The organism is Bacillus sp. FSL W8-0102, from assembly GCF_038007225.1.
GTDB classification, from domain to species: Bacteria; Bacillota; Bacilli; order Bacillales; family DSM-4216; genus Bacillus_O; species Bacillus_O smithii.
Genome location: NZ_JBBOWT010000001.1, coordinates 3411641 through 3428144, shown reverse-complemented (window position 1 = coordinate 3428144; position 16504 = coordinate 3411641). Strand labels below are relative to the sequence as shown.

The following is a 16504-nucleotide window of genomic DNA, read 5'->3' as shown; positions in this document are numbered from 1 at the left end:
AAAAAAAATGGAATCGTTTTCGTTCGGATGAAAAGTTTAGAAATTTTGAAAAATACCACCGGCAATGTCATAATAAAAATGGAGGAATGAAAGGAAAAGGGGATGAAAACATGTTTGAAATTGCCATTATCGGCGGAGGTCCTGCCGGCGGAAGTGCTGCTCTTTTTACCAGCAAAGCCGGAAAAAGGACGTTGGTTATTGATAACGGGAAAAGTGTAACCAAAAGAGCGTGGATTGAAAACCATTACGGTGTTGCGGAAATAACGGGACCGGATTTAGTAGAAATCGGTCGAAAACAATCAGAAAAATTTGGTGCGGAATGGGTGGAAGCGGAAGTAACAGACGTGAAGAAAACAGACAATGGTTTTGAAATTGTGACAGAGAAAGGCCGCTACGAAGCGAAACAATTGATTATTGCTACCGGAATGCTGACGAAGATTGCCGAAACGCTTGGATTAAAGGTGAAAGCAGGAACGGAACCACGCGTCAAACAGATCATTGAGACGGACGGTCAAGGGCGGACTAGCATGGAAGGTGTCTGGGCAGCCGGAGTTGCGGCAGGGACAAGCGTTCATACAATTATCACTGCAGGCGACGGAGCCAATGTGGCGATTAATGTCTTGAGCGAGATGAACGGCGAGCGCTATGTCGACCACGATGTATTAAAATCGTCGAAATAAAAAAGTTGACTCCACTAGGGGTCAACTTTTTGTCATTCTTCGCATTTTAACAACTGTTCGTTCAAATGTTGAAGCTGGTCTTCCATTTGTTTTAACATCTTTTCCGCATTGGAGACGCTTTGGCCTGTGGATTCCAGTTTTTCTATATCGCCTTGAATGCGGATATAATCCATCTTGATTTCTTTTATGGCATATTCAATGTCGGCCCGTTTCAATGTCGCCCCTCCCGATCAATCGTTATTCCCATTATATAGAAAATGAGATGAGATTGCTATCTTTATTTTTTTATCAAATAGGCCAAACACGGCAGAGATGGAAGCGGACGACAACAGAAAACAACAGCCTTATAAAATTGGTGAGAGCAGCCGCGAAATCGATTCTTTAAAGCGAATTCTGAGAGGACGTAATTGATAACGATCAATCGTTAATTCTTGGCATTTCGTTAAATCTTGCTTGAAAAATTCCGATAGGTTTTGAGCTGTTTCTTCATGATAAATAAAGGCATTGACTTCGAAATTTAACCGGAAACTTCGGACGTCAATGTTCGCTGTTCCAACGGAGCTGATCTTTTCGTCTACGATAATCGTTTTAGCATGAATAAAGCCATTTTCGTAAATGTAGACTTTTGCTCCAACTTTCAATAGCTCCCCGATATAAGAAAGGGTCGCCCAATAAACAAAAATATGGTCAGGTTTGTTAGGAATCATGATGCGAATGTCTTTGCCAGACAAAGCGGCGATTCTAAGAGCGTCGAGTAAACTGGCATCAGGAATAAAATAAGGAGTCTGAATGTAGATTGATTTTTCGGCATTGGAAATCATTTTGATATAGCCGTTTTTAATGGCTTCCCATTCCGAATCAGGACCGCTTGTCACGATTTGAATGGGGATTTGTCCGGCCGGACGGGATTCCGGAAAATACCGGTCTGAATATTGGATATCGTAGCGTGTCGGCGCCGCTTGATTCCAATCCAGGATGAAGCGTGTTTGAATCGCATGAACTGCTTTTCCGGTAATTCGTAAATGTGTGTCACGCCAGTAGCCAAATTTAGGATTCAATCCTAAGTATTCATCCCCCACGTTAAACCCGCCGACATACCCAATTTTCCCATCGATAATGACCAATTTTCTATGATTGCGGTAATTTAATCGTAAATTAATTAAAGGTATGCGGGACGGGAAAAACACTTCCACTCGGCCTCCGGCGGCTATTAAATGACGGAATGATCTTTTCGACAACCGCCTAGACCCCATTGCATCATAAAGAATTCTAACTTCGACTCCTTCTTTCGCTTTTTTTGTTAAAAGCTGAATCAGCTGTTTTCCGATGTGATCGGCACGGAAAATGTAATATTGAAGATGAATGTGGTCTTTTGCTTTGGCGATGTCTTTTAGTAATGCCTCAAATTTTTCTTGGCCGTCAACAAATATGTCTATATCGTTGTCTTGAGTGAGCACCGCGTCATTGTTGATAAGATGCATGTAAATTAAATCGCGGTTTTTTGCGGCATGTGGATCGCGAAAATCAAATCGGTCTTCTTTTAAAGCAGCGATTTGCTGGTCAATCATTTTTTCTATCCCGATTTTTTTAATATCATCCCAATCAAACAATCGGCGTCTTGTTAAATTTTGTCCAAAGATTAAATACAGAATAAATCCTACGAGAGGGATAAAAAACAATACTAACAGCCATCCCCACGTAGCGCTTGGTTCCTTCCTTTCCAAGAAAATAATGACGCCAGCAAAAAGGATATTCAGAAGAAACAAGAGAATTAATAAAATTGCCAATATTTCCATATTCATCCCCGCCAACTTCCAGCTATTGAATTGGTTATTCTTCATCCCTGTTTTAAATGGAAATAGCAGCAGCCATCTTGTATAAAGAAGGGGACACTTTATACTTAGCATATTTTATCAGTATATTCCTTTGTTTGCTATAACGATACCTTATTTTTCTTTTTGTTTAGGAAAGGATTCGATGATTTTTCATTAAATGATAAGAATTTATTAAGGAAACTGTACTATCATGGTTTGCAAGAGGACCGCCGCTTTAAATGCAAGGATGGGGGAGGGATGATGGGCTGTTAAGAAGAGGAGATAAAGGTCAATATTTTTTCAAAAAAAAGATGAAACTGTTTGCCGTTTGATTCGTAGAAAAAGTATAAACTTCAAAAGAAGAGGTGTCTGTTGTGGTGAAGGACAGTGAGCGGATCGCAAGAGTAATCAACCAGCTTTCCAGTTTGGGCGTTAAAGTAACGAAAACGAAGTCTCGCTTGGATTTGTTCCGAGCTCTACAAGGATATAAAGATATCAGAGGAATTGTAAAGTTGTAAAGGTGTTTACATAGTTTAGTATGCGCGTATAAAAAATCCACCTTATGATTGAATGGTATGTTGAAGGTCATTCGTTGCCTGAGAATTCAGGGTAAAGACACCGTAAGAATCGTGAAAAAGGCACCGGGATGAATTCCTGGCGCCTTTTTCGTTAAGAGATGGCTTCATTTTCCGCGAGCGAAATTTGTTTGGCCGGTGCTATTTGCTCTTCAGGTGATTCCTTTCTTAGAACTTCAATATATTTGATATGGTGATCCTCCATATCTAAAATACGAAATTCATAGTTTTCATAAAAAATAACATCCCCTTGGCTGGCATCATAGTTTTTCGTCAAAACCCAGCCGCCAATCGTGTCTACATCTTCTTCTTCAATTTCTAGTCCAAGCAGATCATTTACTTCGCTGACCAGCACCTTCGCATCCAATATAAAATGATGCTCGTTGATCTTCCGAATCAAGGGAACTTCATCCAAATCAAATTCGTCGCGAATTTCGCCGACAATTTCCTCAAGAATGTCTTCTACCGTAACCAAACCCGCCGTTCCTCCGTACTCATCCATTAAAACGGCCATATGGATTTGTTCCTTTTGCATTTTGATTAACAAATCATGAATAGGAATGGTATCGATCACTCTTATAATGGGGCGGACATAGGATTCGAGCGTTTGTTGGATGTTTTCTTGGTTTTGCACGTAATCTGTAAGGATTTCTTTTAAGTTTACTAGTCCGATAATGTGGTCTTTATCCCCATCAATAATAGGGTAACGGGTAAATTTTTCTTCTTTGACGGTCTTTATAAAGGATTCTATTGTTTCATCTTTGGAAAGAGAAATGATTTCGGTACGGGGAACCATTATCTCTTTTGCAATTCGATCACCGAATTCAAAAATGTTGTTGACATATTTATATTCGGACTGGTTGATTTCGCCGCTTTTATAGCTTTCAGAAAGAAGAATGCGCAGTTCTTCTTCCGAATGGGCCAGTTCACTTTCTGATGTCGGATTTAAACCAAAGATTCTCGTTACGAGTCGGGATGAACCGTTTAACAACCATATAAATGGGAACATGATCCGATAAAACCAAATGAGCGGCTGCGCCACAAATAGAGTGATAGCTTCTGCTTTTTGAATGGCGAATGACTTTGGCGCTAATTCTCCTACCACTACGTGGATGAAGGTAATCAGAGCAAAAGCAATTCCCACTGACAAAATGTGTTGAACGGAATCGGCTAAATTCATGCTTTCAAATATCGGGTGAAGCATGCGGCCTACAGCAGGTTCGCCTAACCATCCAAGCCCAAGTGCGGTAATCGTAATTCCCAATTGGCAAGCCGACAAATATTCATCCAGGTGCGTAATGAGAGTTTTGGCGGCAACGGCTCGTTTGCTGCCTTCCTCAATCAATTGGTCGATCCGCGAGCTTCTAATCTTTACAATGGCAAATTCAGAAGCTACGAAAAACGCCGTTATTGCAATTAACATAACGACAAGAACCAGACTAAATATGTCCAAATAAATTTCCTTATCTCGCTAAGATGGCGAGTAAGGAGTCACCTCCTAAAGTATTTGAATGGCTTTATTGTTATATTTTTTCTTTATTGTGAATAACAAATAGTTCTTAAGTCGAAATAAACAGGTGAACGGACGTCAAGAAAAAAAGCATCAATGTCCCATTTTATCACCCCAAATTCGTGTTTAAATTAACAATATTATAAAAAATACTTGAACTCCCGTCAATTGGAGGCTTTATTTCCCTATTTTATGGCGGGGAAAATGGTTTTATTCTAAGTCATCTTAAGATGGTTTTCAAGATTTATACACTTTTATCTAAAAAAGTATTGGAGTCTTTTTGAAAACAGGGGATTATCGCCTATGAACTCATTGGAGAGAGGAGAATGGTGAAATGAGCGACTTTAAGCATCTTCGCCTTTGAAAGGATGGAGAGGCATGGATGCTTAAAGTCTGATGAAAAGTTAAACCCTTGAGGGAGCGGTGCTGACTTTAGAAATTTCTACATACAAAATATGGTGTCCGTCCATTTCTGCAATCTTAAATTGGTACGGAAGATATTCAATAATATCTCCTTCGGCTAAATCATATTTTTGTGTGAGGAGCCATCCTCCGATAGTATCAACATCTTCTTCATCCAAAGCGGTTCCGAGAAGATCGTTCACGTCTTCGATCAGCACTTTGGCATCTAAGAGGTAATGGTTATCTCCAATTTTGCGGATAAGAGGAACCTCGTCTGTATCAAACTCGTCCCGAATTTCGCCTACGATTTCTTCTAGGATATCTTCAACTGTTACAATTCCGGCAGTGCCGCCGTATTCATCCAGAAGGACGGCCATATGCGTCCTTTCCTTTTGCATTTTTACCAAAAGGCTCTGAACAGGGATCGTTTCTATGACGCGGATGATCGGCTTGACATAGTGTATAAGCGGCTTTTTCTTATTGTTTAAATTAGACACACAGTCTGTCAATACTTCCTTCATGTTAATCATGCCGATAATGTTATCTTTGTCTCCGTCCGTAATCGGATATCGGGTATACTTTTCCGCTAAAATCGTTTCTAAAATATCCTCTAACGTATCGGATTGATCAAAACTGACAATTTCCATCCGCGGCACCATAATTTCTTTTGCCAGGCGGTTGTCGAATTCAAAAATTTTATTGACATATCGGTATTCCGATTGGTTGATTTCACCGCTTTTATAGCTTTCTGACAAAATGATCCTCAATTCTTCTTCAGAGTGAGCGATGTCGGTTTCGGTCGCAGGCTTTAAACCAAATAAATGAGTAACAAGCCGTGCGGATTGATTTAATACCCATATAAAAGGGAACATCACCCGATAAAAACCGATCAATGGCTTTGCAATCGCCAGCGTAATCGCTTCGGCTTTTTGAATGGCTACTGATTTAGGAGCAAGTTCTCCTAAAACCACGCTTAAAAACGTGATAACGGAAAAAGAAATCAAAAACGAAAGCACATGAGCGATGTTGTTTGGCAAATGCATCGCGCGGAACAATGGATGGATGAGAGCCTTTACTGTAGGCTCTCCAAGCCAACCAAGTCCTAAAGAGGTAATGGTAATCCCTAATTGAGTGGCGGATAAATAGGAATCCATATGGGTAATAATACGTTTTACGGCCACTGCTTTGTTGTTTCCTTCTGATACGAGTTGATCAATTCTAGAGGATCGCACTTTTACGATGGAAAATTCTGCTACTACGAAAAACGCTGCGAAAGCGATTAGCGCAAGAATAGCTATGATTTTGACAGTAATCAAAGCGTGAGGCTAGTTCCTGAGGGCGATCCACCTCTTGAATCTTAGCGTTCCGATCCAACGGAAGCCATTAACATAGGGAAGATCGGCTCTTTTTGAAAATAGCCTCCCACACCTCCTATAATAATTTTCATGTCTATATCTATTGTCCTATTGTATCATAATTCCGATTTAGATCAGCAGTGAGAGCACCAAATTGGTAAACTCCATCGATTAATGGAAAAATATAGAGTAACGAGAGCTCTATATAAAGGTTCTCTTTATCTTTCCCAAATAGCAAACTTTCACACCTGTTTATTAAATTAACCGATCCAGGAACCAGGAAGCGATCGTAAAATAAATGAGAAGTGAAAAAATATCGTTAATGGTCGTAATCAGCGGACCGGATGCTACTGCCGGGTCAACTTTTAATTAGTACAAGATCAGAGGGATCACCGTTCCGGCCAAAGTTCCAATGATGAGCGTGAGAAGAATGGAGAGGCTGACCACCAATCCGAGAATGGCGCTTCCTTGCCAGAAAAAAGCGATCGCAAACAAAAGAATAGAACAAATCGCACCGATAATGACGCCGACAACGAATTCACGTCCGACTAATTTTAAAGCTGTTTTCATATTAATGTCTTTAGAAGCAAGGCCCCTCACCACCACTGCCAATGATTGTGTTCCTGTATTTCCGGTCATGCCTGCAATCATAGGCATGAAAAAAGCTAAAGCGACTACTTTTTGCAATGTTGCTTGGAATCCTGAAATGATGCTTCCGGAAACGAGGCCGATAAACAGCAGCAAGATCAGCCATGGAAGCCGTCGAAAGGCCGCTACAGGCGCTTTTGTATCAAAATCGATCGCTTTCCCTGAAGCGGAAAGTTTTTCAATGTCTTCATTCGCTTCTTGTATGACAACGTCGATAATGTCGTCGAACGTGACGATTCCTTGCAAAACTCCTTCTTCGTCGACAACCGGTATCGCCAAAAAGTCGTAACGTTCAATGAGCCTGGCAATTTCTTCTTGGTCGGTTAGAACGGATACTGAAATGACACGCTCATACATGATATCCTTGATTTTGGCGTTTATATCAGCGAGAAGAAGATCGCGGTAGGAAACAACGCCCACCAGTTTTCGGTTTTCGTCAATTACGTATAAATAGTTGATGGTCTCAGCATATTCTGCAAACGTCTTTAACTTATCTACGGCTTCTCTCACCGTATAATAATTGCGAATCCATACGAAACGGTTCGTCATGAGACGGCCGGCCGTTTCAGAAGGATAATTCATCATGTTTTTAATGATGGTGGACTCTTCTTTTTTCATTCCGGACAAAAACGATTTGATTCTTTCGGGAGACATGTCGTCGAGCAAGGACGCAAGGTCGTCGTTGTCCATATCGTCTAAGACCTTCCGTGATTTTTCTCTCCCGAGCTTTTTCAAAACTTCAAGCTGTTCTTCATGACCCAGCTCTTGAATCATATCGGTTAGGACGGGAATGTTTAGCTGTAAAAGAAAACGCAGTTTATGTTTTTCCGGTAAATTTTTATAGATCGTAGCCATATCGTAGGGATGCAATTCTTCCAAAAGCTTTTGAAAGTCTGTTTTTTTCCCTTCTTTTAAGGCTTTAATGACAAGAAGCGTCATTTGATCTTCTGTCAAATTTTGAATCACCGTCATTCCCTCCTTTAATGGGCTAAGTCCTTATTATTATAAATCGAAACATAAAAAATGGAGTCGTATGTTTTGGAATTCCCGGCTCTTTCTGTTCTCCGGCGTGATGAAATGAGGAGGAAGAATGGCCTATATTCCAAATCACGATAGAAATAGAATAAATCTAATGACAGAACGAATTTTTATTGCTTCAATCATATTTTATCATACGTCTTTTCACCTAGTTTTGCTAAAATAGTAATGAGAATATGTGTATCGGATGGAAAAAGGAGATTGGGAAGATTCGGAGGTCATAAGATTGAGAAATCATGGGATTATGAAGGAGCTTATTTATATTCATTTAAATGCGGTTCATCAATATACGATGTCATATGGAATTGAGTTCCGCGAGTTTGTAAAATGTCTCCCCAAGGAACTGAATAATGTTTTACTTTTGAAGCATAACTTTGACTACAGCGATTTTAACATGCACACTCTTTTAGATTATGTGGAAAAAGACAATTTGGATCGGCTGCTGAAAGAAGATGTGTATGAATATGGCGACTTTTGCTGGCTTGACTTTGAAGACACGGACGGGTTGAATGAATTGGAGGGGCAGGAAATCGCCGAGCTCCTTTATTTAGGGCACAGCAAACAGCATTTAAGCGGTCCTTTTTACAGCAAACTGAATAACCGCTACGTATATTTATCCCATGATGATGGCTGGTTCAATAAAACCTATTATCGATTTTTAACCGATTTTTATTATATGCTCGGACATGTGATTGCTTTGAAAATGAGCCATATAAGAGGAGAAAAGGGGCTGTTTAATCTGAAAAGAGGGAGAGAATTTCCTTCGGTTCCGAGGGATGTGATCGCTTCCTTCAAAGACAAGATGAAAGAAGGCATGGTCATCTCCATATCTAGAGCGAATCAAACTCGACATAAAATTGAAATTCCCGTTTGGGTCATAGGGGATTATATCAATATGGATGAAATGGTGGATGACTATTTGGATAAAACGGGAGAGACTCCGGACGGGCAGCTGGTCTATGATAAAAAAATGCGGGAATGGAGCGCTTTATTTAAATAGAGAAGCCGACAAAACAAACGAAGGAACTCTGTATACCAGACGAAGGTTAAGCAGCACTTGGCTTGCGATCTTTGTGAACCACCATGGCCAAATGATGTTTTGGCCAAGACAGTAGAGCAATAGAATGGTGAAAGCCAATACTGGAAAGAGCTCCGAATTCTCCTTAAGACGAAAAAAGATCTGAACTGCTAGTATTTTCTGACGGAAAAATATGCGTTCTCCTAAATGAGTGTAAAAGAGGGTGTCCCAAAAGGTCGATAAAATCGACTTTTTAGGGCTCAGCCTTTTTCTTTAGAATGATTTATTGGATATTATTGGTTGTAATTCGTGCACAGAAGATCATTCCCCTGTTTTATTCCCTCACTTTTTGTTGTTTTTCAGTGTATGTTGCCCACTTTTTCAAATTGTGGGCAACACAAATAAGACCCCATTCCACCGTTGTTTTGGAAAGGCCTCTTAATGTAAATCGTTGGAAGTGGCTGTTGTGCTTAATTTGAGCAAATACTGGCTCCACTTCTATTTTTCGTTGTCTATACTTCTTTTTCGCTTCCTCCGAGGTTAATCTTTCACGGACTTCTTGGCGCTGCTTCTGATTCTTCATGGAAACACTGATGCTTTTTGTGTTCTTTCCTTTTGCACAAGAAGATTGAAAAGGGCATCCATAGCAGTCTGTGCACATGTAAGTTCGTTTCACCGATTCATACCCATTTTCTGATTTCCGTTTTCTTTCGTAACTAAAGGTAAGTCGTTTATTATTTGCACAGATCCATTCGTCTAATTCCTCGTCATAAGTCATGTTCTCCAATTTACCGATTTGATTTTTCCAAGCTTTTGTTTGTTCCTTATCGAATGTGTTGTATTTAACCAGTGCTTCCATTTCTTCCTTTTCACAATAATCATAGTTTTCTTCGCTACCATAACCAGAATCGGCAATGAGTGTCTTTGGTTTTGGCCGATTATACTTTTTCATTAATTCAAAGTGAGGAATTAGGCAGCCGGGATCTCCGGCACGTTGATGTAGACTGAACCCTGTGATAAATTGTCCTTCCGTTCCGATTTGTACATTGTAACCAGCCTTTAATTGACCGTTCTTCATGTGGTCTTCTTTCATGCGCATGAAAGTGGCATCTTTATCCGTTTTTGAATAGCTGTTTCGGTCGCCAAATGTTGCTTTTTGTTCTTCATATTTTTGCTTTCTGGGCAAAAGATCCTTTTCCAATTGTCGTTTTGCTTTTTTCAGGGTTCGATTTGTAGGTTCCTGTTCTAATTTTTTCTCTACCTTTTTGATGGTCTCTTGGATTTTCTCGGAGGTAACAGGAGCTGCCTCCAATTTTTCTTGAAAATCCATTTCTTTTTCAGCTTGCTCATCTTCTTTCATTACTTCCTCAATCGATAAGACGATCTGTTTGTATTTCTCATCCAGCTTTGTATCGAACTTTTCGGTCGCCTTCCTCCAAACAAAAGTATATCGATTAGCGTTAGCTTCAATTTTCGTTCCATCAAAATAATAATCTTCAAGCTTTACTAACCCCTCCTGGCATAAAAGATCCACAATTCCGAAGAAGGTTTCATAAATGACATCCTTCATACGATTGGAGCGAAATCGATTGATTGTACGAAAATCAGGTTTTTGGTTTCCCGAAAGCCACATAAAATAAATGTTTTCTCCCAGTTGTTTAGCAATTTGCCGGGAAGAATAAATTCGATTGACGTAGGCATAAAGGATAATTTTTAACATCATTTTGGGATGGTAAGGCGGGCGGCCGCCACCAGGATGAAGAGAAAGAAGGATGTTTGGATTCATCTTTTCTACTGCCAAATCCACAATTCGGCAAAGATGATGTTCGGGGATTAGAACTTCTATATCCATTGGTAGAACTAATTGTCCTGTCGTGGTATAATTTATGTACATAAGAAAATCGTTCCTTTCCGGTAGATTGGTTGTAGTGACTAAATTATACCAAAAAAGAACGATTTTCTTTATTTTTTTGTACAGAGTTTCAAGATTAATTTTTCACTCTGTTGATTGGAGTGGAAGGCGCGAAGACTCCTGCGGGAGTACGGGACAGGGGAGACCCCGCAGGAGCGTAAGCGACGAGGAGGCTCCCCGGCACGCCCGCGGAAAGCGAAGCGCCTGGAACGGAAATCAACAGACCAGGTTCAAAGAACCATTCACAAAAAATGGGTGTCCCTAAAAGCTATACTTTTGGGACACCCTCTTTTATAGCAGATCCTTTTTCGGTGGAGTTTTCGTATACACTAAGCAACGCATGCGAACTTGATTATTTGGCGATGGTTTTGCGGACAGAAACTTTTGCTTGCTTTGGCTTAATCATCATTAACAAGATGGAAATAATCGCAAGGGTACAGGCAATGATAAATGGCGTGTGGGCAGAAATGGATTCTCCTAGATATCCTGACAACACAGGAGCAACGGCTGCCCCGATCCAGCGGATGCAATTGTAAGTACCGGATGTAACCCCACGTTCATAAGGAGATACTTCCACCACGTAGCTTGTAAACAAGGCGTTGTTTAACCCGCATGCTAAACCGGAGACGATGACGATGGTAATCAATGCGATGCTGGAATGCACAAAGAATAAGGCCCCGACTAACATTGCAAAAACAAGTAAACTAAACGGCAAAATTTGTTTTGGAGAATATTTTTCTTCTAATTTGTGAGCTAAACCGGCAGATCCGTATGCAAGGAAAAGCCCCCATCCACAAAACACCAAGCCGATTTGAATGGCTGAAAGTCCAAGAGTAAGCGGCGTATAAGCCAGAACAACGAAAAATCCATAATAATAGAGCATTCCCGAAAGCGAGGCAATCAAAAAAGGCGGGAACGTAAACAAGTTTTTAAGGTCTTTCAATCCGGCCGGTTTACGCGTTTGTTTAGACGACGGTTCAAATACAAAGAACGTCACAAGCAAAAACGCAGTAAAAATCAAAATGCCGGTCGCAATGAAAGGAAACCGCCAGGAAAAATCCCCAAGCAGACCGCCCACTAAAGGACCGCCGGCCATACCTAAACCGATGGCGGCCTCATATAAACCAACCGCTTTTTGGGCATCGTCGGACAGAGCGATTAATAATGTCATAGCGGTAGCGAAAAACATCGAATTGCCAAGTCCCCAGCCACCTCGGAAAATGGACAATTCCGGGATATTTTGGGAAAGTCCGCATAACAATGAAAAAATCGTTACCACGATAAGACCAGCAACCATAAGCCTTTTATCTCCGGCGCGGCTGGCCAAAATGCCAGCGGGAATCATCATAACGGACATGATGAAAATATAGGCGGTAAACAGCATTTCTACTTGCCAATGAGAAGCCCCGATTTGCTCGGCAATAACCGGCAGGATCGGGTCCACAACTCCTATCCCCATAAACGCTAAAAATGACGCAAATACGGTAATCAATCGCGCGCGTGCAAAGTTTCTTTCTTCCATGAAAAATCCTTCCTTTCTGTATTGGTTTAAAACGATGGACCAAACAAAATCAGGCTCGTTTTTAGGTCGACTCACTCGTTCGCTCGCTCGTTTTTCATTGAGAGTGGCCAGACGTTTGCACTTGCTTGTTCCATCGTTTTTTGAAACGAAACGCATGCGGGAAAAAACAAGCCTCCTTTTTTGCCGAAAAACAAACAGCTTCTTTTTTCACGTCCTTTCCGGCACCTGAATGATACTCGGAATGATGTTGCCCAAGATCGTTTTTTGCCGTTTATTCCTTGTAAAAAATCATGTATTCATCCAATATGGCATCAATTTACATTTAACGTTAACGTCAAGGTTATATTTTGTCAATGATAAAAAAATCAAAAGGCTTATTTGTTTCCATTATTTTTGCATTCATGGGCTGTTCTTTTTAACAGATATTCCGAAAGAAGTCTCCCACTTCAAGCGTGAGAAGGGCGTAGCCCAACGATAAGTGGGGGATGAATTTTGGTTGGCGATAGCCAACTAATAGGATAGAATATAGCTAGAACGGACACCTTCGGAACGAAGGGAAGCGTAAAGGGTTCTTGTGTGTGGCTTACCGTTCAGCGAACACGCACAAGTCGCTTGAAGCCCCCGCCTCTAAGCGAAGCGTAGGTGGTGGGTAGTTCACGGCTGGCGTTTTTATAATGCGAATATAAGAATAAAAACGATCTCCATTTTCTAATCTATTTTCGGATTGACCCTTGATTTCCGGTTTCTTGTGGAAAAAGCAATGGAGAGCTTTGAAGAAATTTTTTCCAGAAGATGTACGTTTCAGGAAAGTGAGGCGGACCATTCCAATTGGAACCTTTCTGCCTTTCTTTAGTAAACAGGAAATCTTGAATAAAGAACGAAAAGCCATGTATTATCCAGATTTTCTTAAAATTTCATAGTGTGATTGCATATAATCATATGAAGAAACGTTTTTCCGGTATGTAAAGAAATGATAAAATAGAAATGTTATTCAATGAACAGGAATAGAATGATTTTTCTTAATGAAAATCAACAACTTTATTGGAGGTTCGTGATGAAAACGAAAGTTTGTTTATTATATGGCGGGAAATCAGCAGAACATGAAGTTTCCCTTCAGACGGCCAAAGCAGTGACGGAAGCGTTGGATTTGGAAAAATTCGACGTGTATCCGGTTCATATAAATAAAGAAGGGCAATGGATTAAAGGACCGAAATTGGAAAGGCCGGCAGAAAGCGTGGAAGCTTTGCAGTTTTCGCCTCAAAACCAAGAATCCACTCATCCGTTAGCGGCTTTCCTGGAAGGCGGTGAAGAGTTTGATGTGGTCTTCCCGCTTTTGCACGGACCAAATGGTGAAGACGGCACAGTTCAAGGGATGCTTGAACTTTTAAACATTCCTTATGTCGGAAATGGAGTCTTAGCCTCGGCGGCGGGAATGGACAAAGTGATCATGAAACATATATTTGCAGAAGCAGGCCTTGACCAAGTCGATTATGTTTGGTTTACGCGCAGCCATTGGGAAAAAAATCAAGAAGAAACATACGAATTAACGGAAAAAGAAATCGGCTATCCTTGTTTTGTGAAACCGGCCAACCTCGGTTCCAGCGTGGGAATTAACAAATGTTCCAATCGAGATGAATTGGAAAAGGCCTTTAAGGAAGCTTTTCACTATGACCGTAAAATCATTGTGGAACAGGGAGTAAAAGCGAGAGAAATAGAAATGGGAGTGCTCGGGAACGATGATCCGAAATGTTCCGTACCGGGAGAAATCGTTCCTAAAAAGGAATTTTATGATTATAAAGCGAAATATCAAGATAATAGTACGCAATTGATTATACCGGCAGAAATTTCTGAGAAAGTTAAGGCAGAGATGGAGCAAATAGCGATCAAAGCTTTCCAAGCTTTAGATTGTTCCGGACTGGTTCGTGCCGATTTCTTTTTGACAGAAGACGGCCGAGTTCTGATTAATGAGGTCAATACGATGCCGGGATTTACCCCCGTCAGCATGTTTCCGCTTCTTTGGAAACATAGCGGTTTAGATTACCCTCAGCTGATTGAAACATTAATTGATTTGGCCATAAAAAGGCATGAGGAAAAACAAAAGATCAAATACACCGTTTAAAAGATCAAATACACAGTTTCATAGAGTGGACGCGGTTTTTCAAAATGCCGCGTCTGTTTATTCCGAGGAAGAAAAGGTGAAGGGAAATGATTGTCAAAACGATTCAACAAGTTGCTGAAATGATGGGAGCACCATATGAACTTTCCCATAAAGACATTGTGATTCAAGGAGTGAGTATTGATTCCCGAAAAATCGAAAAAGGGAATTTGTTTGTCCCTTTAAAGGGAGACCATACGGATGGGCACCGTTACGTCGAAACAGCGTTTCAAAACGGGGCAGCTGCTTCCCTTTGGCAAAAAGATGTTCCCAATCCACCGGAACATTTCCCGATCATTATGGTGGACGATACATTGGAAGCGCTCCAACGTCTTGCCAAAGCATATCGTGATGAACTGTCGATCAAAGTGGTAGGTGTAACCGGAAGCAACGGAAAAACGACTACAAAGGATATCATCAGCAGCCTTTTGTCGAGTCGATACCGTGTTCAAAAAACGGAAGGAAACTACAATAATCATATCGGATTGCCTTTGACGCTGCTTTCCTTAAAACAAGATACAGAAGCAGCGATTTTAGAGATGGGAATGAGTTCAAAAGGGGAAATTGATTTTTTGACGCGGATGGCTCGACCGGATATAGCCGTTATTACCAATATTGGAGAAGCTCATCTGTTAGATTTAGGTTCGAGGGAAGCGATCGCAGAAGCAAAATTTGAAATTATTAACGGCTTAGACAAAAATGGTGTGCTTGTTTACCACGGCGATGAACCGCTTTTGGAGCGACTAGTCCAAAATACGCCTCATTTGACGGCGAAAACGTTTGGGGAATCGGCAAAAAATGATTTATACCCGACGAAAATCCGTCAGACCAATGAGGGAAGCCAGTTTTCCATTAATACAGAACCGGAACGAGAATTCTTTCTTTCAGTGCTCGGTAAGCATAATGTGTTTAATGCATTGGCTGCTATTCTCGTTGCTCGTGAATTGGGGATCTCTTACGATGAGATTGAAGACGGCTTAAAAAAGATCGAATTAACTAAAATGAGATTGGAACTTGTAGAGGGAAGCAAAGGAGAAAAAATTATCAATGATGCATATAATGCAAGTCCTACCTCGGTAAGAGCAGCGATTGATTTGGTTTCCGAACTTCAAGGCTACGAACGGAAAATTTTGGTTCTGGGCGATATGCTTGAACTCGGTCCGAAAGAAAAGCAATACCATGAAGAGATTGGAAAAGAAATCAATCCACATGCTATTGACTATGTGTTCACCATTGGTGCATTAGGCCAATATATTGCGAAAGGTGCGAAAACCGTATTGCCGGAACACCGCGTTTTCGCTTTTATGGAAAAAGAGAAACTCGTGGAAAAGCTGAAATCCTTGTTAACGGGAAATGAACTGATTTTAGTGAAGGCATCACGAGGTATGAAATTGGAAGAGGTCGTCCATCTTTTACAAGCGTAATGCTGTTTTTCGATGAAAACGGAACGCTTTTATTTGCTTTACGGAATAAAGTCCTTGCTTTTTTCCACTAAGAAGGATAAAGTTATCAGGATGATGGAATTGAATTTTATTCAATGAAATGGTACGATTACCGTAAATTGTTTATTACGCTTTCATGGGCAGCCCCTGCCCATGAGGCCAGGCATAAAATGTAGTTGCACGTCAGTTGCCCGCAAAAGGCCGATTGTTTCAGCGAAAAAGGCTGCCGCTAGTGGGAGTTTCACTTTGTTATTCATCTTTCATATCAATCCGCCAAAGGAGTCGGCATACCAACCGGAGGCCTCCTTTCATTTCCACCATTAAGAGGGTTAGCGATTGTGTACTTCTAGACTATAATGGAAAGTTCAAGCTCATTGCTTTTCGATATCTTTACTCGTATCCGTGTGTAGGAAACTGAGTTAGCGGATAAAAG

The 16504-nt window shown here is 40.8% G+C and carries 11 protein-coding genes and 1 pseudogene; 5 read left to right on the top strand and 7 right to left on the bottom strand.

The genetic code is table 11. The annotated features are described in order from the left end of the window. The first annotated feature begins 110 nt into the window (after positions 1-110). The gene (locus N1I87_RS16245; protein ID WP_004439420.1) at positions 111-680 is read left to right on the top strand and encodes an FAD-dependent oxidoreductase; all 570 of its coding nucleotides are present in this window, start codon (positions 111-113) and stop codon (positions 678-680) included. A gap of 32 nt (positions 681-712) precedes the next feature. On the opposite strand, the gene N1I87_RS16240 is transcribed toward N1I87_RS16245, so the two are convergent. Both N1I87_RS16240 and cls read right to left on the bottom strand, forming a co-directional pair. Further along, on the bottom strand, positions 713-895 hold the full coding sequence (locus N1I87_RS16240) for an SE1832 family protein (RefSeq protein ID WP_327798239.1): 183 nt from the start codon (positions 893-895) through the stop codon (positions 713-715). A 129-nt stretch (positions 896-1024) separates the two neighbouring features. Further along, positions 1025-2476: a cardiolipin synthase gene (cls, locus tag N1I87_RS16235; protein WP_048624552.1), complete on the bottom strand. Its 1452-nt coding sequence runs from the start codon at positions 2474-2476 to the stop codon at positions 1025-1027. Between the two features lie 392 nt (positions 2477-2868). Between cls and N1I87_RS16230 the strand changes: the two genes are divergently transcribed. Further along, complete coding sequence (locus N1I87_RS16230; RefSeq protein WP_004439410.1) at positions 2869-3012, top strand: Lmo0850 family protein; 144 nt, start codon at positions 2869-2871, stop codon at positions 3010-3012. A 151-nt stretch (positions 3013-3163) separates the two neighbouring features. Here N1I87_RS16230 and N1I87_RS16225 read toward each other — a convergent pair whose 3' ends face one another. From N1I87_RS16225 to mgtE, 3 genes and pseudogenes are all read right to left on the bottom strand, one after another. Continuing rightward, positions 3164-4522 carry a hemolysin family protein gene (locus N1I87_RS16225; RefSeq protein WP_341102895.1) on the bottom strand — a complete coding sequence of 453 codons (1359 nt, stop codon included), beginning with the start codon at positions 4520-4522 and terminating at the stop codon, positions 3164-3166. Between the two features lie 461 nt (positions 4523-4983). After that, positions 4984-6297 carry a hemolysin family protein gene (locus N1I87_RS16220; protein WP_341102893.1) on the bottom strand — a complete coding sequence of 438 codons (1314 nt, stop codon included), beginning with the start codon at positions 6295-6297 and terminating at the stop codon, positions 4984-4986. A 294-nt stretch (positions 6298-6591) separates the two neighbouring features. Then, positions 6592-7950: pseudogene (gene mgtE / locus N1I87_RS16215) on the bottom strand (magnesium transporter). A gap of 298 nt (positions 7951-8248) precedes the next feature. On the opposite strand from mgtE, the gene N1I87_RS16210 reads away from it, so the two are divergent. Continuing rightward, positions 8249-9022, top strand: a complete 774-nt coding sequence (locus tag N1I87_RS16210; RefSeq protein WP_341102891.1) for a hypothetical protein — start codon at positions 8249-8251, stop codon at positions 9020-9022. Between the two features lie 352 nt (positions 9023-9374). Here the strand turns inward: N1I87_RS16210 and N1I87_RS16205 are convergent, their stop codons facing one another. Together N1I87_RS16205 and N1I87_RS16200 are read right to left on the bottom strand one after the other, a co-directional pair. Further along, positions 9375-10934: an IS1182 family transposase gene (locus N1I87_RS16205; RefSeq protein WP_270584763.1), complete on the bottom strand. Its 1560-nt coding sequence runs from the start codon at positions 10932-10934 to the stop codon at positions 9375-9377. Between the two features lie 370 nt (positions 10935-11304). After that, entirely contained in the window at positions 11305-12474 is a 1170-nt protein-coding gene (locus tag N1I87_RS16200) for an MFS transporter (protein WP_341102889.1), read from the bottom strand. A 1054-nt stretch (positions 12475-13528) separates the two neighbouring features. Between N1I87_RS16200 and N1I87_RS16195 the strand changes: the two genes are divergently transcribed. Both N1I87_RS16195 and N1I87_RS16190 read left to right on the top strand, forming a co-directional pair. Further along, positions 13529-14593, top strand: a complete 1065-nt coding sequence (locus N1I87_RS16195; protein WP_341102887.1) for a D-alanine--D-alanine ligase — start codon at positions 13529-13531, stop codon at positions 14591-14593. Positions 14594-14679: 86 nt separating this feature from the next. Next, the gene (locus N1I87_RS16190; RefSeq protein ID WP_341102884.1) at positions 14680-16053 is read left to right on the top strand and encodes a UDP-N-acetylmuramoyl-tripeptide--D-alanyl-D-alanine ligase; all 1374 of its coding nucleotides are present in this window, start codon (positions 14680-14682) and stop codon (positions 16051-16053) included. Positions 16054-16504 lie beyond the last annotated feature (451 nt).